The sequence below is a fragment of the Mesorhizobium sp. P2_B5 genome, assembly GCF_056404775.1.
In genome coordinates this window covers 1,130,098-1,148,006 of sequence record NZ_JBFUDJ010000001.1, presented here as the reverse complement: position 1 = coordinate 1,148,006, position 17,909 = coordinate 1,130,098, and the positions used below count along the sequence as shown (strand labels likewise).

Sequence of the window (17,909 nt, the reverse complement as noted above, 5' to 3'; positions counted from 1 at the left end):
TGTTCACACACTCCAAAGCGGTAAGCTCTTGTGTCCGAAATTTATTAGTATACAAACGATATTTGTGTCAAGATACCACGCTAAAACAGCTTTCCAAACTGCGGCATATTCGTAGTCCTGCCATTTCGGGTTTCGACAATGAAAGAGAATTTTTCGGTACAACAACCGGATTCCCTGGGTAACGTCGTTGCCGGCATCGATGTCGGCGGAACTTTTACCGACCTCATTTTGATCGACGGCAAGGACGGCGGAAAGGTGCATATCGCCAAGACGCCGACGACGGTAGACAACCAGGCTTTCGGCGTGGTTTCAGCGCTCGGCGCCACCGGCTTTGCCATAGACGGCATCGACCTTATCGTGCACGGCACGACCACCACCACCAATGCGGTGCTGGAACGCCGGCTGGCGAAAACCGGCATGATCACCACAAGGGGATTTCGCGATGTGATCGAGCTTGGCCGCCGCACACGGCCACAGCCCTATGGCATGACCGGCAGCTTCGTGCCGATCATCCCGCGCGACCTCAGGCTGGAAGTGTCGGAGCGTGTCGAGGCATCGGGCGTGGTGCGCACGCCGCTCGACGAGCCGGAGATGCGCGCAGCGGTGAGGGCGCTGATCGCGGCCGGCTGCGAATCCCTGGTCATTCATTTCCTGCACTCCTATGCCAACCCCACACATGAGCGGCGTGCGGCCGAAATCGCCGCCGAGCTCTGGCCGAACAACTACATCACCACGGGCCATGCGCTGCTGTCGGAAGCGCGCGAATTCGAGCGCGGCGTGACAGCCGCCGTCAACGCCTCGGTGCAGCCGATCCTCGAGCGCTATGTCGAGCGGCTGCGCAAGGAATTGGCTGCCAAAGGGTACGCCCGCGACTTCCTGATCATGAACGGCAATGGCGGCATGATCTCGGCCCGCTTCGTCACCCGCGAATCGGCCAAGACCGTGATGTCGGGCCCGGCCTCAGGCGTCATCGCCGCCGCCTATACGGGCAAGCGCGCCGGCTTCGAGAACCTCGTCACCTACGACATGGGCGGGACCTCGACCGACGTGGCGCTGATCCGCAATGCGGAGCCTGCTGTCTCGAACGAGATCGAGATCGAATATGCGATGCCGATCCATGTGCCGATGGTGGCAGTGCATACGGTCGGCGCCGGCGGCGGCTCGATCGCCCGCGTCGATGCAGCCGGACTGATCCAGATCGGCCCCGAAAGTGCCGGCGCCAATCCCGGCCCGATCTGCTACGGCCGCGGCGGCGCCGAGCCGACCATCACCGACGCCAATCTGGTGCTCGGGCGGCTGGCGCCGAAAAAGCTGCTGGCGGTCGAGAATCCGGTCACCGTCGAGCGCGTCACCGGTATCTTCGAAGACAAAATCGGCAAGGCCACGGGGCTCTCCGGCGTCGAGGCGGCGGGCGCAATCCTGCGGCTCGGCAACATGAAAATGGCCGGCGCCATCCGCATGGTCTCGGTGTCGCGTGGCCATGATCCGCGCGATTTCGCGCTGTTCGCCTTCGGCGGCGCTGGACCGTTGCACGCATCCGCGCTGGCGCGCGAACTCGGCCTGCCCCGCGTGCTGGTGCCGGCGCGTCCAGGGATCACCAACGCCCTCGGCTGCGTCGTCGCCGATCTGCGCCATGACTTCGTCAACACCATCAACCAGCCGGTGGCTCTGCTCGATGAAACCCAGCTCCATGTGGTATTGGAACGGCACCGAAACGAAGGCGAAGAGCTGATCGGCAAGGAAGCGGTGAAACCGGAAACGATCCGCGTCAGCCATTCCGCCGACATGCAGTTCGTCGGCCAGACCCACATCATCAACGTGCCGTTGCCATCGTCGTCGGTGACCCGGCAAGAGCTGCAGGCGCTGTTCGAAAAGGCCTATTTCGCCCGCTTCAAGGTCCAATTGCCGGAGATCCGCGCCAATCTGGTCAACCTCAACACTTCGGTGACCGGCGTGCGGCCGGCGATCGACCTATCGCGACTGATCGACCCGGCCGGACGCGCCAAGACGCTTGACGAGGCGCTGCGCGAGACAAGGCCAGTCTGGTACGCCGGCCGCTGGCACGACACGCCTGTCTATGCACGTGAAAAACTGCCGCTCGATGCCGTCATCGAGGGACCGGCGATCCTCGAACAGATGGACGCCACAACCGTGCTTGAACCCGGCGACCGCGCACGTTCGGACGCCGACGGCAACATCATCATCGACATCGGCGAGGCCTGAGATGCAAAAGCTCGACGCCATAACGCTTTCGGTCCTCCAGGCGGCCTTGCAGCAGGTCTGCGACGAGATGGACCTGACCTTTTCGCGCGCCGCCTTCTCGCCTGTCATCGCCGAGGCCAATGATCGTTCCGACGGCATTTATTCGGCCGTCGACGGTTCGCTGATCGCGCAAGGCAGCCAGGGCCTGCCGGTGTTCGTCGGTGTCATGCAGTACTCGACCAAGACGGTGATCGAGATGATCGCCGACGGCCGCTGCCTGGCCCCGGAACCCGGCGACATCTACATCGTCAACGACCCCTATCTCGGCGGCACGCATCTGATGGATGTGCGTTTCGCCATGCCGGTCTATCGCGACGGCAAGATATTTTGTTGGCTATCGAACACCGGCCACTGGCCCGATATTGGCGGCTCGGTGCCGGGCGGCTTCTCCGCTTCGGCCACGGCAGTCGAGCAGGAAGGGCTGCGGCTGCCGCCAGTAAAACTGTTCAAGAAGGGCGTGCTCGACACGGAAATCTACGCCATCATCTGCTCCAACATCCGCGTTGCCGACCAGCGCATCGGCGATATCCGGGCGCAGGCCGCGGCACTGCTGATCGGCCAGGACCGACTCAACGGAATCCTGGATCGTTACGGTGACGAAACTGTCGTCGAGGCGATTGCCGAACTGCGCCGGCGCGCTGCCGAACAGATGCGCGCCAACATCTCCGCCATCCCCGACGGCACCTATCGCTCGACCGCCTTTGTCGACTCGGACGGCGTGGTCAACGAGCCGCTGACCATCGCGCTTGCGGTGGAGAAAAAAGGCGACACGCTGACCTTCGATTTTACCGGCTCATCGAAGCCTTGCGCCGGACCTATGAACAGCGTGCTGGCGACGACGCTGTCGTCGGTCTATCTCGCCATGCGCCATATTTTCCCTGATGTGCCGATCAGCGCCGGCGCTTTCGAGCCGCTGATCGTCAAGCGGCCTGAAGGCACTTTCCTCGATGCCAAATATCCCCGACCGGTTTCAGGCTGTGCGGCGGAAGTCTCGCAGCGCATTGCCGAGGCTGTGTTCGCGGCGATGGTGCAGGCGTTGCCGGAGAAAGTGACGGCAGCACCTGCCGGCTCCAGCGGCAATTTCGCGCTTGGCGGCAACGATCCGGCGCGCGGCCGCGACTATGTCATGTACCAGATCTCCGGCGGCGGCTATGGCGGCAATTCAGGCCATGACGGCCTGACCAATGGTTGCTCGACCATTGGTATCTCCAAATCGCCGCCGGTCGAGATTATGGAGCAGGCGTTTCCGGTGCTCTATCGCCACTATGCCTTGCGCGAAGGCTCGGGCGGCGCCGGCAAGCAGCGCGGCGGTTTTGGCCTTGCCTATGAGGTCGAGATATTGCGCGGCGAGGCGCGCGCGTCCTTCGTCATGGACCATGGCCGTTTCGGCCCGCAGGGCGCGCTCGGCGGCAAGGACGGCGCCCCCAACACGGTGACGGTGTTCCGCGGCGGCGAGGAACATGTGCCGCCGCATCTGTCCAAGGAGCAGGACATCGCGCTCAAGGCCGGGGACCGCGTGCGCGTCGGCACGCCGGGCGGCGGCGGCTATGGCGATCCCTTCCAGCGCGATCCGAAACTGGTCGCCGAGGATGTCCGGCTTGGCTACTATACGGCCGAGCAAGCCAAGGACCTGTTCGGGGCCAAATGAACTCGACGGCCTTGGGCGGCGTCGAGCGCCTGTCCAATCATCAGGTCTGCAGTTTCGCCTTCAGGGCGTCGGCGAATTTCTGCGCGATCTTCTTGAAGCCGGCGGGATCGGGATGCAGCTCGTTGGCCCAGTCGGCCACCTTCACCGTTCCCTGCGTGTCGACCAGGTGAAAATTGTTGCGCGGCTCGTCGGCCAGACGCTTCACCACATCCCGGAATGCCGCCAGCGCCGCGTGAACGATGACCGTGCCCTTGGCCACCGACCAGTTGCAGAAATCGAGCGACGGCTTCAGCCACGGACCGGCACAGGATGGATGCGCGCCATTCGGAATTGGAAAATCGTAGCAATGGCCGAAAATCGGCACGCCAGGCGCGACGCGGTCGCGCAGAGCGAACAAATCGAGATAGCAGGCCTCGACCATGCCCAGCGCCTTGGCGAAGCGGTCCTTGTTCAGCCCGGCGGCATGGCCGTCATTGAAGTCGAGGAAGATGCAGAACTGGTCGCCAGCAATGTCGTTGCCGCCGGCCGAGAACAGGATGGCGTCGGGCTTGCCGTCCAGCCAGTTCGCCTTGTTGCGCAAGGCTGAAATCATCCGTTGCTGCTTGGGCAGCGACATCTCGTCGGTCGCCGCATCGCCGTGATGAGCGAGGTTGAGGATCGTCGGCGGCATCGAGCCGATCCGGCGCAGCTGCGCGATCACATCGGTGTCGACAAAGGGAAACCCGTTGCCGGTCAGCGGATAGTCGAACCAGGAATCGCCCTGCGCCAGCATCACCAGCGGGCGGTTGGCGACGGCGGCCTCGAGATTGCCGGCACTTTCCCTTGCGGCTTCAAGACGCTCGATGTTGGCCTGGTGAACCTTGACGCGCTTGGCGATGTCTTCGTCGATGCGCCGTTGCGCGGCTTCCTGCACGAATTCCTGCTGGTCCATCGAGGTCCTCCCATGACCGCCACAAGGGCTGAACTGCCTGTCTCAATTCAGCATCTGCCCGCGCTCATCATCAATATGTAATTTACCTCACAGTCAGGGCAGGCGCCGCGCCGTGATCGCCGCAGAGCATGTCGTTTCCGTCTCCGCCGCGCATCGCAAAGACCGTAGACTTCTATCTTGTTTTTGCGCAATTCCTGGGGGGGGGAAACCGCCCACACTTTCCCTGGAATTGCTTTAGTCAACGGGGAACCAGAACATGCGTCTTTTCAGTCGTTTCGTGCTTGCCGCTTCCACCGCTCTGCTGCTTGCCACCGGTGCTGCCTCTGCCGAGAAACTCAGGATCGGCACGGAGGGCGCCTATCCGCCCTTCAACTATGCCAATTCGGACGGCACACTGGGCGGCTTCGACATCGATCTCGGCAAGGCGCTGTGCGCCGAGATGAAGGCCGAGTGCGAATTCTCCGTGCAGGATTTCGATGGTTCCATTCCGGCGCTGCAGGCCGGCAAGTTCGATGCCATCATCAACATCACCATCACGCCGGAACGCGCCGAGAAGGTCGAGTTCACCCACAAATATTACCAGACGCCGCCGGCCATCGCCGTACCGAAGGATTCGACCATTGCCGGCACGTCGCCGGACGATCTGAAAGGCAAGGTGCTGGGCGTGCAGAGCGCCACCATCCACCAGAATTTCGCCGAGCAGAAATACTCGGGCTCGACTGTGAAAGCCTATCCGACCGGCGACGACGCCCGCACCGACATGGCCAATGGCCGGCTCGACGCGATGATGGACGGCTCGATCATCCTGACCGAATGGCTGAAGAAGCCGGACGGCGCCTGCTGCAAGCTGCTCGGCACGCTGACCGCCGACCCGGCCATTCACGGGCCGGGCGTCGGCGTTGCCCTGCAGAAGGGCAACAAGGAACTGGCCGACAAGTTCGACGCCGCGATCGACGCCCTGCGCGCCAACGGAAAATACAAGGAAATCAACGATAAGTACTTTTCATTCGACGTATACGGAAGTTAGTTCCTGACCCTATCTGACCCTCGGCAGCGCCATCAGGCGCTGCCGTTTTCATGAATGACGGAGAACTTTCCTGGTTGAGCGGCGCTCCCCTTTTTACAACAGCATCGTTGGGCTCGGCGCCACCATGGGCCGGGTCGGCGGCGAGTTCGTCTCGGCTAAATATTATTCCGGCATAGCCGACGAGCACCTGAACACGCGCAAACATGTCGGCGTTCAGGACCTCAGCACCATGGGCAAGATGGACATCAAAGGGCCGGAGGCCGAGGCGCTGGTCAACCATGTCATCGTCAACGACGCCGCCGCCATGAAGCCGGGCCAGGTGCGCTATTCCACCGTCTGCCGCGACGATGGCGGCATCATGGACGACCTCACCGTGTTCCGGCTGGCGCCGGAGCATTTCATGCTGGTGACCGGCTCGGTCAACCGGCTGAAGATGCTGCCCTGGCTTCAGCAGCATGCTGAGGGCCGAAAAGCCTATGTCACCGACATCACCGCGGCCGTCGCCTTCCCGACCATACAGGGGCCGCGTTCGCGCGCGCTTCTGCAGGCGCTGGTTTCGGATGCCGATCTCGACGGGCTGAAGCGCTGGGTGTTCACCGCAGGGCGCGTCGGCGAGACCAAGGTCCTGATCTCACGCACAGGCGTGACCGGCGAGCTTGGCTTCGAACTGTTCGTGCCGGCCGACGAGGCGGCCTCGGTCTGGGACGCGCTGATGCGGGCCGGCCGCGATTTCGGCCTGAAACCTTACGGCGTGCTGGCGATGTTCACGCTCGGGCTGGAGAAGGCCTATCCGGCACATGGCATCGACATGGACGAGACGCGCACGCCATTCCATGTCGGGCTCGATCGCTGGATCAAGTTCGACAAGGGCGATTTCATCGGCCGCGAGGCGCTGCTCGAGATCCGCGACAAGGGGCTCGACGAGCGCTGGACCGGGCTGATCCTCGACGGCGACAGGCCGGCGGCGACGGATGCCAGAGTGTTGGCCGATGGCGAGGATGCCGGTGTCGTCACCTACAGCGATCACGGTTATTCCCTGGGCAAGGTGCTGGCGACGGCGCATCTGCGGCTGCCGTTCACCGCCATCGGCACCGAACTCAGCATCGACATTGACGGCAAGCCGACACGCGCGGTGGTGGCGCCGATGCCGTTCTTCGATCCAGAAGGCGCGCGGCTGCGCGCTTGAAATTTCCTTGTTTGACGCAATTCCCAAGGGAGAGCGCTATGCGCTTTTCCCGGGAAAACCGCTTCGCACTTTTCCTGGAATTGCTTAGGCGAGTTTCGCCAGCAGCCGCATAAAGGTAGCCGCCTCCTTGGCGGTCAGCGGCGCCAGCGTTTCCTGGGTGATGGCGCGTGCCAGCGGGATCAGCCGCTCGATCGCCTCGCGTCCCTCAGGCGTCAGATTGACCAGCAACCGCCTTTTATCGACCTCATGCTTGGTGAGATCGACCAGGCCGCGCGCTTTCAGCCGGTCGATCACGCCCTTGACCGTCGCCGCATCCATGGCGATCAGCGTGCCGAGCTGGTTCTGCGAGGTCTCGCCGACATCGTGCAGCTTGGCCAGCGCTGCGAATTGCGGCGGCGTCAGGTCGCCGATCTGCGATGCAAAGATCGAGACATGGCGCTGGTGCGCCTTGCGCAGGATGAAGCCGACCTGCTCCTGCAGGCGATAGTCATGATCGTCAGGCTCTTCGGCCTCGACCAGCTTGAGCTCACCGCCGCTCATCGCAAGCCGTCCCAGGCCTTGATGTCGCCTACCGCCAGGCCGCCCATGCGGTCGTGCACGCGCGGACCGCAGCTCATGGCGAGGCAGAACAGGATTTCGTCGGGGCGCGGCCCGTCGCTGAGGCCGACTTCCATGGCGTCGAAATGGCTGCGCACATAGGCGGCGTTGGTGTGACCAAGCGGCACGTCCAGCCGCGAGCCGAAGGCGCCGACCTTGGTTGCCGACGGCACGATCGCCTTGGCGTCGCCGAGCCGCTCGCGCATGGCATATCCGCCCGGCACGTGCCACAGCGCGCCATGCTCGAGTTCACCCGCCGAGCCGACAATGGTGCCCTTGCCGTAGGCGTCGATCTGCTTGATGTCACCGCCCAATGCGGCAATGAGCTTGTCCGTGAGCAGCAGCCCGAGCGGCTTCAGATCGTCCATGGCGCTCTGCAGTTCTTCCACGTAGCGGCCGGCGAACGGGTTCTTCACCAGCGCCACGGCTGCGGCGCGGCGGCGCGGCACGGCTGCGACCGGCCCGCCATCGTGAAAGATCTCTTCGGTCAGAACCGCAATCTTGCGGATCGGAAACTCAGGCATGGGCAACTTCCTTCCCTGGATTTTTGTTGGGCGCGGCAAGCGCCATGGAACCACTGATGCGGGTCTCACCGCCAAGAAACAGCGCCGATGCGGCGATCAGGCCGCGCCGGCGAAAATCTTCGGCGACAGCAAGGCCATTGTCCAGCGCCCGCGCCACCTCGCCAAATGCAAGCGTGCCGACCGCTTGTGTCACCAGCCGCGCGCCGAGATCGCTGTCGGGCGAGAGTTCCTGTGCGGGAATGCGCTTGATGGCCGGATTGCCGGGCAGGTCGACGGCGTTGGCAATGAGCGTCGCCGCCGCATCGGCCTCGGCGCCAGTCCGCGCCAGCACAGTGACGGCATCGGCAATGCCAAGCGAGAAGGAGCGGCCGCGCCAGCCGCTGGTGGCGACGCCGCGCACACCGTCTGCCGAGTGAATGGTGATGCGGTCGGCCATACCGTTGCCAGTGCCGGCGATCGCAAGGTTCATTGACTGGCCCCTGCCGATATGGAGCGCGCTGTCGCCGCCATTGTTGACATAGGCGCGATCGAGCTTGCGGCCGGCAAGCAATGCGACGAGCATTTCGTCGGCTACCGACCCGGCAACAGCGGCCATCGGTGTTATGAAGCATTCCGCCAAGGGTATGACGGCTGCTTCCATGCGGCGCGCCGTCGGGCCGGCGAAGGTGCGCGGCGCCAGGAAAAATGCCGGCAGCCGCAGTTCGGGCAGCTCCTCGACCAACTCGATCAGGATCGTCTGAAAGCGCGCGACGGCCTGGTCGTAGGCGGCACGACACTCATCCACCTCGCCGAAGGCCTCGACGATGAGGTCGATCGGTCCGTGATTGAGATGCAGCCGCTTGCCGTCCTGCAGCCAGTTGACCTGCGGGCCCCGCATCAGGTGGCCCCGTTCGAGCCGGCGCGACGCAACTGCGCCAGCGGTGGCCACGGGTTCTGAGCCTCGGCGCCTGTACCGCGGCGCGGATTGAGGTATTCGCCGCCCTTGGCGACGATGTCGTCGACGCTGCGGATTTCGGCCTCATAGCCGCCCAGCCTGACATAGTCGTCGCGACGCAGCGTGAATTCGATCGGCGCCACCAGCGCCGGCGTCGGCACATAACCGAAGGCGCCTTCCGGCACCCGGGTGACATCGACCATCAGCGTGATGCCGCCGCCCGGCCAGACATAGACCGGCGCGCCGCCGACCGTCACATAGGTCTTCAGGCCCTGCACCGAGCGGGTGAGATTGACCGGGTTTTCGGTGACGCCGGCGCGCAGCGATCCGCCGGCGCCGCCGATGAACAGCACGGTGCAGAGCGCCGGCTCACAATTGTCCTCGATCAGCCCGACCGATTTTTGCAGCCGTTCCGGGAAGGGCTTTTCGACCGGCTTCAATTCGTCATCGAGTTCGTAATAGGCGAACTGCTCGCCGGTCGTCGACACCATCAGCAGCGACAGGCCAGGGCGCGCGCCCTTCTTAGCGTTCCACTCGCCAAGGATCGACAGCGGGTCGGAAATCGAGGTGCCACCCCAGCCGAGTCCGGGCTCGGAGACTTTGAAATAGCGGCCCGGCGTCGAGCGGCGGCCGATGATCTTGATCCCGGTCTCCTGCCAGCCCAGCACCTTGCCGGCCTGATGCTCGGAGACAACGCCGGTGATGTGGTCGTCGACCACCACCACCTCGTCGACCAGGCCGCGCCATTGCGTGGCGAACATGCCGATGGTCGCCGAGCCGCAGCCAACCCGCATGCGGTGTTCCTGCTTGCCGTCGATGACAGGTGGTTTGCCGGCTTCGACGATGATGGTGGCGCCGCCGTCGATGGTCAGTTCGACCGGCTTGCGGTTGCACAGATTGAGCATCGCGTCACAGGTGGCGCGTCCCTCCGACTTGGAGCCGCCGGTCAGATGATGCACGCCGCCCAGCGACAGCATCTGCGAGCCGTATTCGCCTGTGGTGACATGGCCGATCGCTTCGCCTTGCGAGCGCACGATTGCCGTTTCGGGGCCGAGATGGCGGTCGGTGTCGATCTTCACCTTGACGCCGCAGTAGGAGAAGATGCCCTCGGTGACCACGGTGACGAGATCGACGCCTTCGACCTCCTGGCTGACGATGAACGGCGCCGGCTTGTAGTCGGGATAGGTGGTGCCAGCGCCGATTGCGGTGACGAAGCGGCGGCCGGTGTTGACGAGTTCGCCGTCCCATTCCTCGCCTTCGGCCGTGAAAGGCACGACGGCGCCGCCGGTTTCGGCCGCATGATCGAGAATGGTCAGCGGGTCCATGCGCACGATGCGGCCGCCTGAGTTGCCGTAGCGGTCGCAGGCGCCGGTGCGACCGTCGGCGATGTAGCACATGACCGGACAGGCATCGCAGCGGATCTTTTCCGCCACCAGCTTCTCGCCGGGATCGTGGGTTTCGAAGCGTTCGGCAAGCTCGCTCATCGGCCGGCCTCCTTTTCGCGGATGGCGGCGCGGATGCGCGTCGGCGTCGCCGGGACCTTGGTGACGAGCACGCCGGTGGCGTGGCGGATGGCGTTGAGGATCGCCGGTGCGGTCGGGATCAGCACATGCTCGCCCAGGCCCTTGGCGCCGAACGGGCCTTCCGGATCGGGAACCTCGATCAGAATGTGCTCGATCGGCGGCACATCGCCGATGGTCGGGATGAGATAGTCGTGCAAATTCTCGGTACGGCCGGGGATATACTCCTCCATCAGCGCCATGCCGATGCCTTGCGCGATGCCGCCTTCGATCTGCCCCTCGACCAACAGCGGATTGATCGCCTTGCCGACATCATGCGCGGCGGTGATTTTCAACAGCTTCACGGTGCCGAGCTTGAGATCCACTTCGAGTTCGGCGATCTGCGCGCCATAGCCATAGAGGGCGTAAGGCTTGCCCTGGCCCTTGGCATCGAGCGGCAGCGTCGGCGGATCGTAGGTTTCTTCGGCGCGGAAGACGAAACCGCCGGCATCCACATCGAGGGCGGCGAGATCGATGCGGCGCGTGGCTTCGCCTTCGCGGATGACGAGCGCCGCGCCGTCCAATTGCAAGGCCGCGTTCTCCGAGACATTGGCAAAGCGCAGGATTTTCTCGCGCAAGGCGCGGCCGGCTTTTTCGGCCGCCTTGCCAGTGACGAAGGTCTGGCGCGAGGCCGATGTTTTGCCGGCGTCGGGGCTGATCGCGGTGTCGGCGCTTTTCAGCCGGAATCTTTCCAGCGGCAGGCCGAGGGCGTCCGCGCAGATCTGGGTGATGACGGTGTTGGAGCCCTGGCCGATATCGACGGCGCCCTGATGCAGGATGACCTCGCCCGCTGGCGCAATGCCGACCCTTATGGTCGACGGATTGGGCAGCGAGGTGTTGCCGCAGCCATACCAGCAGGACGCGATGCCGACGCCGCGCTTTTTGCTCGTATTGGAGGAATTGAATGTATCTGCGTCGGCCGTCGCGCGAGCCCAATGCGGCCGCAATGCATCGAGGCATTCGAAAATACCGACACCCGACTCCAGCCTCTGCCCGGTAACCGTTTCGGATCCGTTCCGAAGGCAGTTTTTCAAGCGGAAATCGAGCCGATCCATGCTCAGTTTGCCGGCGAGCTCATCATAGAGCGTCTCCTGCATGATCGTCGCCTGCGGCACGCCGAAGCCACGGAAGGCGCCGGAGATCGGCCCGTTTGTGTGGATGGCGCGGCCTTCGGCCCGATAGTTCGGCGTCGCATAGGGACCGGAGGCGTGCACGGGCACGCGGTTGGCGACGGTCGGGCCCCAGCTGGCATAGGCGCCGGTGTTGAAATCGCCTGTGAAGACCATGCCGGTGACCCGTCCCTCGGCATCGACGCCGATGGTTGCCTTCATCTCGGAGGGATGGCGCTTGGTGGTCGACATCATGGATTCGTTGCGGGTGTAGGCGAGCGCTGACGGCCGGCCGGTCTTCAACGCGACAAGGCCGATGAGAGGCTGTAGCGAGACGTCCAGCTTGGAGCCGAAACCGCCGCCGGTCGCGGTCGGCACGATGCGCACCTTGTCGACGGCAAGGCCAAGCACTTTGGCCGTATCGTCGCGGTCCATGTAAGGCGCCTGGGTGCAGGCGACGACGACCAGAGTGTCGCCATCCATATAGGCGTGGCCGGCCTCCGGCTCGATATAGGCATGCTCGACATAGGAGGTGTCGATGGCTCCGGTCGCGGTGAAGGCAGCGCCGGCAAGAGCGGCCTCGGGGTCGCCGCGCTCGACAAAGCCCTTGGTCAACAAATTGTCCGGGCGGTTGGCATGGATCAGCGCAGCACCTTCGGCCTGCGCGTCGCCGGGCTGCAGAAAATGCGGCAATTCGGTCCAGCGGACCGGGAAATCACTGAGATCAAGATCGAGCATCGCCTCGCGCTCGCCGGCGACCAGCGCCACAGCCTCGCCGCGCAGGCGAGCAAAGCCTTCGGCCAGCGCCGGCTGATCGGCAAATGGACCGATGACGCCAAAACAGTTTTTGCCTGGAATATCGGCGGCGGTGAAGACACCGACGATGCCGGGATGCTTCTTCACCCAGCCGTCGAGATCGCCGAAGGCGAAGCCGGCGTGATAGTGCGGCGAGCGCACCACCAGCACCGCCAGCGCATCGGCGGGAAAAGAATCACCGCCGAACTTTTCGCCGCCGGTGACTTTTGGGATGCCATCCAGCCGGACCGGGGATGCACCTACGGCATTCCCTGAACTCGGCATTTTACGGTCAAGGCCAAGGTCCAACGAATGAGGTTGGCGCCGCCCCTCACCCTTACCCTCTCCCCGTGAAGAACGGGGAGAGGGGGTCGCCAGCGCCGGAACTTGCCCCTTCTCCCCGTCACTATACGGGGAGAAGGTGCCGGCAGGCGGATGAGGGGCGGCGCGGTCCATTGATGTTTCACCCGCGAACCGCCCTGCATCCATCACCGCCGCGATGATCTTCCTGTAGCCGGTGCAGCGGCAGAGGATGCCGCCCAGCGCATCCTGCACCTCGACCTCGGTCGGGTTCGGCTTTGTCTCCAGCAGCGCCGTGCCCGCGACCAGCAGGGCCGGCGTGCAGATGCCGCATTGCGCCGCGCCATGCGCCAGGAAAGACGCCTGCAGCGCCGACAGGCGGCCATTGCCGAGGCCCTCGACGGTCGTCACCGATGTCCCGGCCGCGGAGGCCGCCGGCATCAGGCAGGCACAGACGGCGTCGCCGTCGACCAGGACCGTGCAGGCGCCGCAATCGCCGGCATCGCAACCGACCTTGGTGCCGGTCAGCTGCAATTCGTCGCGCAGAACCTGCGAGAGCCGGCGCAGCGGCGGCACATTGACCGAGACGGCGGCGCCATTGACGGCGAAAGCGATATCCGCACGCTCGAGGCCGAAGCCCGGCACGAGGTCGGGCAGAGCTTCTATCGCCTCAGACCGAACCTGGCTCATGCCGCCACCATGCTGTTGTCGTTCGTCAATCCGCAGGCTCCCAGCACGGCGCGGGCGACAAGCTCGCGTGCCGCATCGAGCCGGTATTCGGCGCTGCCGCGCACATCGGCGATCGGCGACAGCTCGGCCATCGGCGCGGACAGGACCGCATCGGCGAGTGCCGGGCCGGCAGGTTTGCCGCGCAGCACAGCTTCGACACCGGCGAGCCGCCTGGCGACAGCCGAACAGGAGCCGACGGAAACGGCCGCTTCCGTGACTATACCGTTGTCGACGACAAGGCGCGCCGCCACCATGGCGATGGAGATGACAAGGTAGCGCCGGGCACCGAGCTTGACGAAAGCCGACGTACCGGCGGAAGCGCGCTTCGGAATGCGGATGGCGGTGACAAGTTCGCCGGGCAGCAAAGCCGTGCGGCGGTTGCCGAGAATGAACCCCTGCAGTGGCAGGTAGCGCGTCGCTGCGACTGAGCGCAGTTCGACCTCGGCGTCCAGCACCAGCAGACCCGGCACGCCGTCAGCAGCCGGCGAGGCGTTGCAGAGATTGCCGGCGATGGACGCGACATTCTGAATCTGCAGCGAGCCGACCTCACGCGCGGCCTGCTTCAGCGCATCGAAAGCCGCCGGCAAGGGATGGCGGACCAGATCGGTCCAGGTGGTGCGGGCGCCCAAAACCCAATGGCTCTCGGTCTCGACGATGCCGCGCAGGCAAGCCAGGCCATTGATGTCGAGAACATTGTCGCGGAAGGGGTTGGCGCCTTGCGCCGGATAGAAATCGGTGCCGCCGGCAAGCACGCGCCAGGCGCCCTCGCCAAGCAGATCGAGCGCCTCGTCCAGCGTGGTGGGTTTCGCGTAACGGATCACGCCTGCCTTCCCAAGAAATGGGCCTTCCATTCGGGCCTTGCCAAAAGTGGGGTCTTCCCGAAACCCCGCCAGTATTCGATCTGGCCAAATTCATTCGTATGCAAATGATATCAAGCTGGCGGGAATTGTCAAAGCCGGAGTTTGAGGGAAGCTGGTCGCTACGCATTTGTTACGGTTCCAGAGGTTGACGCAGGCCGCCATCTGGTCAAGTTTCTGCATCCGGTCGCATCCGCGGCGTTTTTCACTCGATCCCTGCTCGAGACGAAGAAAGAGGAGAGGCGCCATGGCCGACGAAGCGCTTGTTGTCATCGACCTGCAGAACGACTTCTGCCCCGGCGGTGCGCTGGCGGTTGCGGGCGGCGACGAGATCGTGCCGCTGGTCAACGATCTGATCCGGCACGCCGAGCACGTCGTGCTGACCCAGGACTGGCATCCGGCCGGACATTCGAGCTTTGCCTCCAGCCATCCGGGGGCGCAGCCTTTCAGCGCGATCGAGATGCCCTATGGGCCGCAGACGCTATGGCCCGACCATTGCATTCAGGGCAGCCTTGGCTCGGACTTCCATTCAGGGCTCGCCTGGACCAAGGCCGAACTGGTGATCCGCAAGGGATTTCGCCCGGCAATCGACAGCTACTCCGCCTTCTTCGAGAACGACCACAAGACGCCGACCGGGCTCGCCGGCTACCTCAAGGAGCGCGGTATCGACACTGTGACGCTGGTCGGCCTGGCGACCGATTTCTGCGTCGCCTTCTCGGCTCTCGATGCGATCAAGCATGGTTTCAAGACGACGGTGCGGCTCGACGCCTGCCGCGGCATCGATCTCAACGGCTCGGTCGAGGCGATGCTGAAGCGCATGCGCGACGCCGGGGTGAGGCTCGAAGACCAGACCTCGGCCTGACCGTGAGGCGTCGGGGGAGTTTTGCACGATCGTTGGCAGTTTTGGTGGCTGGCACCTTGACCGTCACCATTCTCCTGTTTCCCGAACTGGCTTTCGCGTCGGAAACCCACGAATTGCCCGGTGCCGCAATGTCGCTTTGGTGGGGGCTGCCGTTTGCCGGACTGCTGCTGTCGATCGCCACCGGGCCGCTGCTGTTCCACCATGTCTGGGAGCATCATTACGGCAAGATCGCCGCCGCCTGGGCAGCACTTGTGGTGGTGCCGCTGGCGATCGCCTTCGGCATGCCTTTGGCGAGCGAGGCCGTGCTGCACACGCTGCTCACCGAATATATGTCGTTCATCATCCTTCTGTTCGCGCTCTACACCATTTCGGGCGGCATCCTTGTTGCCGGCAACATCCACGGCACGCCACTGGTAAATGCCGGGCTGCTGCTTGTCGGCGCGATGCTGGCCTCGGTGATCGGCACGACCGGCGCCTCGATGATCCTGATCCGGCCGATGCTGCGCGCCAATGACAACCGGCCGTTCAACGCCCATGTCGTCATCTTCTTCATTTTCCTGGTGTCCAACATTGGCGGTTCACTGACGCCCTTGGGTGACCCGCCACTGTTCGTCGGCTTCCTGCGCGGCGTCGACTTCTTCTGGACGACGGCCAATCTCTGGCGCGAGACGCTGTTCACCGGCGGCCTTGTGCTGATTGTCTTCCTGGCCATTGACATCGTGCTGCACCGCCGCGAAGGCGGTGCACCGAAGATCACGGATCCGACGCCGGACACGAAGGTGCGCATTCGCGGCCTCGCCAATTTGCCGCTGCTGGCCGGCGTCATTGGCGCGATCCTACTGTCGGCGGCGGGGAAGCCGGGCGTGAGCTTTCCAGTGCTGGGCGTCAGCCTCGAATTGCAGAACCTGGTACGCGACGCGATCATCCTGGGGCTGGCCGGACTGTCGCTTGTCGTCTCTTACAAAAGCCATCGCAAGGCCAACGGCTTCACCTGGGGACCAATCGCGGAGGTCGCGAAACTGTTTGCCGGCATCTTCGTCTGCATCGTGCCGGTGATTGCCATCCTTCGCGCCGGCCATGATGGCGCGCTGGCGCCGTTGGTCGCGCTGGTCACTTCGCCCACCGGTCAGCCCAACGATCTCGCCTATTTCTGGCTGGCCGGCGGGCTGTCGTCCTTCCTCGACAATGCGCCGACCTATCTGGTGTTCTTCGAACTGGCCGGCGGCGATCCGCAACATCTGATGACGGAAGCCGCCTCGACGCTGGCTGCGATTTCGGCCGGCGCTGTGTTCATGGGAGCCAACACCTATATCGGCAACGCACCGAACTTCATGGTCTACGCCATCGCCCGGCATCGCGGCGTGAAGATGCCTGGCTTCTTCGGCTACATGGTGTGGTCAGGGCTGGTACTGGTGCCGGTATTTCTGGTCGCGGGCTTTTTGTTTTTTAGCTGAGGCAGCCATCGGCTTAGGGGATCGGGATCCGTCTGCGAGCGGCATGGAGCCGACAGCGCATGCGTATGCGGAGTCGGCAATTTCTGCTATCAACGAGGATATAGGTCGACTGCACGCTGAAACCGAGGAATGCGTACCGAAACAAGCCATTGTTGGGGAGACAATGACCATCCAAGCCGACCGCTTGCCTTATCTGTCGGGCGAATTCCTGGATAGCCTGCCAATTTCCACGTCCGACATGGTCGACGAAATCGAGCGGCAGATCGTCGGTCAGAGGCGGGGCGAGGTATGGTGTGCGCCGAAGGCAGTCGTTCTGCCGGGCGATAACCGCTACATCATGGCCACTCTCGGAGTCGCGACGGAGCCCCGGGTGCTGGCGACCAAATCGCTGCTGGTCAACCCCCGCAACGCCGAAAGGGGACTTCCAATCCTGAACTCGCTCGTAACCCTTCTCGACGCTGAGACGGGTCTGCCGCTTGCAGTGGTCGACGGCAATTGGGTGACTGCGAAGCGAACGGCCGGTCTAAGCGCTGCGGCGGCCAAGCGTCTGGCTCGAGCCGACTCGGCCTGCGTCGCGTTCATCGGATGCGGCGTTCAGGCGCGCGGTCATCTCGAGGTCCTGGCCGATCTTTTTCCGTTGCAAGAGATTCGCGCCTTTGGTCGGGGCAAAAGCAATCGTGACGCATTGTGTCGGTTGGCCGAGATTCGCGGTCTAACCGCAGTACCCAGCGATACCGCCAAAGAGGCGGTCGAGACTGCCGATATTGTGGTGACGACAGTCACTCTAGTGCCAGAGCCCACTCCATTTTTGGATGCCCGATGGCTGAAGGCGGGAGCCTTCGCGACCATGACCGATCTGGCTTTGCCCTGGCTGCCCGAGACCATGACCGTCTTCGATCGCATCGTCATAGACGACCTGGTGCAAGAGGCGCAAATGAGCAAACCGATGGTGAGACCCGAGCTCGTTGCCGGCGACCTGACGGGTTTGGTCGGCGGCGACGTGTCCGGTCGTCAGGGCGCAAATGAGCGGACAGCATTCGCGTTCCGCGGCATGGCGGTTGGCGATCTCGCACTGGCCGGCCTGGCATTTGTGCGCGCGAAAGCGATCGGTGCGCTGGACGATTAGAGTTCAGAG

Annotated in this window: 14 protein-coding genes; 7 read left to right on the top strand and 7 right to left on the bottom strand. The window is 64.0% G+C overall.

What is annotated here, in order from left to right; genetic code table 11:
• Positions 1–138: 138 nt before the first annotated feature.
• Positions 139–2,223, top strand: a complete 2,085-nt coding sequence (locus tag AC1D1N_RS05865) for a hydantoinase/oxoprolinase family protein (protein ID WP_477347168.1) — start codon at positions 139–141, stop codon at positions 2,221–2,223.
• Position 2,224: 1 nt separating this feature from the next.
• Entirely contained in the window at positions 2,225–3,910 is a 1,686-nt protein-coding gene (locus AC1D1N_RS05860; protein WP_477347166.1) for a hydantoinase B/oxoprolinase family protein, read from the top strand.
• A 40-nt stretch (positions 3,911–3,950) separates the two neighbouring features.
• Here AC1D1N_RS05860 and AC1D1N_RS05855 read toward each other — a convergent pair whose 3' ends face one another.
• Positions 3,951–4,841, bottom strand: coding sequence for an SGNH/GDSL hydrolase family protein (locus tag AC1D1N_RS05855; protein WP_477347165.1), 891 nt, complete (start codon positions 4,839–4,841; stop codon positions 3,951–3,953).
• A gap of 256 nt (positions 4,842–5,097) precedes the next feature.
• On the opposite strand from AC1D1N_RS05855, the gene AC1D1N_RS05850 reads away from it, so the two are divergent.
• Both AC1D1N_RS05850 and AC1D1N_RS05845 read left to right on the top strand, forming a co-directional pair.
• Complete coding sequence (locus tag AC1D1N_RS05850; protein ID WP_477347163.1) at positions 5,098–5,868, top strand: ABC transporter substrate-binding protein; 771 nt, start codon at positions 5,098–5,100, stop codon at positions 5,866–5,868.
• 70 nt (positions 5,869–5,938) lie between these two features.
• On the top strand, positions 5,939–7,054 hold the full coding sequence (locus AC1D1N_RS05845) for an aminomethyl transferase family protein (RefSeq protein WP_477347383.1): 1,116 nt from the start codon (positions 5,939–5,941) through the stop codon (positions 7,052–7,054).
• Positions 7,055–7,138: 84 nt separating this feature from the next.
• Here the strand turns inward: AC1D1N_RS05845 and AC1D1N_RS05840 are convergent, their stop codons facing one another.
• From AC1D1N_RS05840 to AC1D1N_RS05815, 6 genes are read right to left on the bottom strand one after another with little or no spacing between them, the layout of a single operon-like run.
• Complete coding sequence (locus tag AC1D1N_RS05840) at positions 7,139–7,594, bottom strand: MarR family winged helix-turn-helix transcriptional regulator (protein WP_192255166.1); 456 nt, start codon at positions 7,592–7,594, stop codon at positions 7,139–7,141.
• Complete coding sequence (locus AC1D1N_RS05835) at positions 7,591–8,175, bottom strand: amino acid synthesis family protein (protein ID WP_352555952.1); 585 nt, start codon at positions 8,173–8,175, stop codon at positions 7,591–7,593. Before AC1D1N_RS05835 ends, AC1D1N_RS05840 begins: the two co-directional genes overlap by 4 nt.
• Entirely contained in the window at positions 8,168–9,052 is an 885-nt protein-coding gene (locus AC1D1N_RS05830) for a UPF0280 family protein (protein ID WP_477347160.1), read from the bottom strand. The genes AC1D1N_RS05835 and AC1D1N_RS05830 overlap by 8 nt, the downstream gene beginning before the upstream one ends.
• Entirely contained in the window at positions 9,052–10,593 is a 1,542-nt protein-coding gene (locus AC1D1N_RS05825) for a 6-hydroxynicotinate reductase (protein WP_477347158.1), read from the bottom strand. The genes AC1D1N_RS05830 and AC1D1N_RS05825 overlap by 1 nt, the downstream gene beginning before the upstream one ends.
• Entirely contained in the window at positions 10,590–13,562 is a 2,973-nt protein-coding gene (locus AC1D1N_RS05820; RefSeq protein ID WP_477347156.1) for a molybdopterin-dependent oxidoreductase, read from the bottom strand. Before AC1D1N_RS05820 ends, AC1D1N_RS05825 begins: the two co-directional genes overlap by 4 nt.
• Entirely contained in the window at positions 13,559–14,422 is an 864-nt protein-coding gene (locus AC1D1N_RS05815) for an FAD binding domain-containing protein (RefSeq protein WP_477347154.1), read from the bottom strand. The genes AC1D1N_RS05820 and AC1D1N_RS05815 overlap by 4 nt, the downstream gene beginning before the upstream one ends.
• Before the next feature lie 283 nt (positions 14,423–14,705).
• Between AC1D1N_RS05815 and pncA the strand changes: the two genes are divergently transcribed.
• From pncA to AC1D1N_RS05800, 3 genes are all read left to right on the top strand, one after another.
• On the top strand, positions 14,706–15,320 hold the full coding sequence (pncA, locus tag AC1D1N_RS05810) for a bifunctional nicotinamidase/pyrazinamidase (protein WP_477347153.1): 615 nt from the start codon (positions 14,706–14,708) through the stop codon (positions 15,318–15,320).
• Positions 15,321–15,448: 128 nt separating this feature from the next.
• A complete protein-coding gene (locus tag AC1D1N_RS05805; protein ID WP_477347381.1) occupies positions 15,449–16,774 on the top strand; it encodes a sodium:proton antiporter in 1,326 nt (441 codons plus the stop codon).
• A 163-nt stretch (positions 16,775–16,937) separates the two neighbouring features.
• Complete coding sequence (locus AC1D1N_RS05800) at positions 16,938–17,900, top strand: ornithine cyclodeaminase family protein (protein ID WP_477347151.1); 963 nt, start codon at positions 16,938–16,940, stop codon at positions 17,898–17,900.
• Positions 17,901–17,909 lie beyond the last annotated feature (9 nt).

What these genes read in the sequence shown, in the direction of transcription:
- AC1D1N_RS05835 (WP_352555952.1), bottom strand. Translation starts at nt 8,175, where the DNA reads ATGCCTGAGTTTCCGATCCGCAAGATTGCGGTTCTGACCGAAGAGATC.
- AC1D1N_RS05865 (WP_477347168.1), top strand. Translation starts at nt 139, where the DNA reads ATGAAAGAGAATTTTTCGGTACAACAACCGGATTCCCTGGGTAACGTC.
- AC1D1N_RS05860 (WP_477347166.1), top strand. Translation starts at nt 2,225, where the DNA reads ATGCAAAAGCTCGACGCCATAACGCTTTCGGTCCTCCAGGCGGCCTTG.
- AC1D1N_RS05840 (WP_192255166.1), bottom strand. Translation starts at nt 7,594, where the DNA reads ATGAGCGGCGGTGAGCTCAAGCTGGTCGAGGCCGAAGAGCCTGACGAT.
- AC1D1N_RS05855 (WP_477347165.1), bottom strand. Translation starts at nt 4,841, where the DNA reads ATGGACCAGCAGGAATTCGTGCAGGAAGCCGCGCAACGGCGCATCGAC.
- pncA (WP_477347153.1), top strand. Translation starts at nt 14,706, where the DNA reads ATGGCCGACGAAGCGCTTGTTGTCATCGACCTGCAGAACGACTTCTGC.
- AC1D1N_RS05850 (WP_477347163.1), top strand. Translation starts at nt 5,098, where the DNA reads ATGCGTCTTTTCAGTCGTTTCGTGCTTGCCGCTTCCACCGCTCTGCTG.
- AC1D1N_RS05825 (WP_477347158.1), bottom strand. Translation starts at nt 10,593, where the DNA reads ATGAGCGAGCTTGCCGAACGCTTCGAAACCCACGATCCCGGCGAGAAG.
- AC1D1N_RS05820 (WP_477347156.1), bottom strand. Translation starts at nt 13,562, where the DNA reads ATGAGCCAGGTTCGGTCTGAGGCGATAGAAGCTCTGCCCGACCTCGTG.
- AC1D1N_RS05830 (WP_477347160.1), bottom strand. Translation starts at nt 9,052, where the DNA reads ATGCGGGGCCCGCAGGTCAACTGGCTGCAGGACGGCAAGCGGCTGCAT.
- AC1D1N_RS05800 (WP_477347151.1), top strand. Translation starts at nt 16,938, where the DNA reads ATGACCATCCAAGCCGACCGCTTGCCTTATCTGTCGGGCGAATTCCTG.
- AC1D1N_RS05805 (WP_477347381.1), top strand. Translation starts at nt 15,449, where the DNA reads ATGTCGCTTTGGTGGGGGCTGCCGTTTGCCGGACTGCTGCTGTCGATC.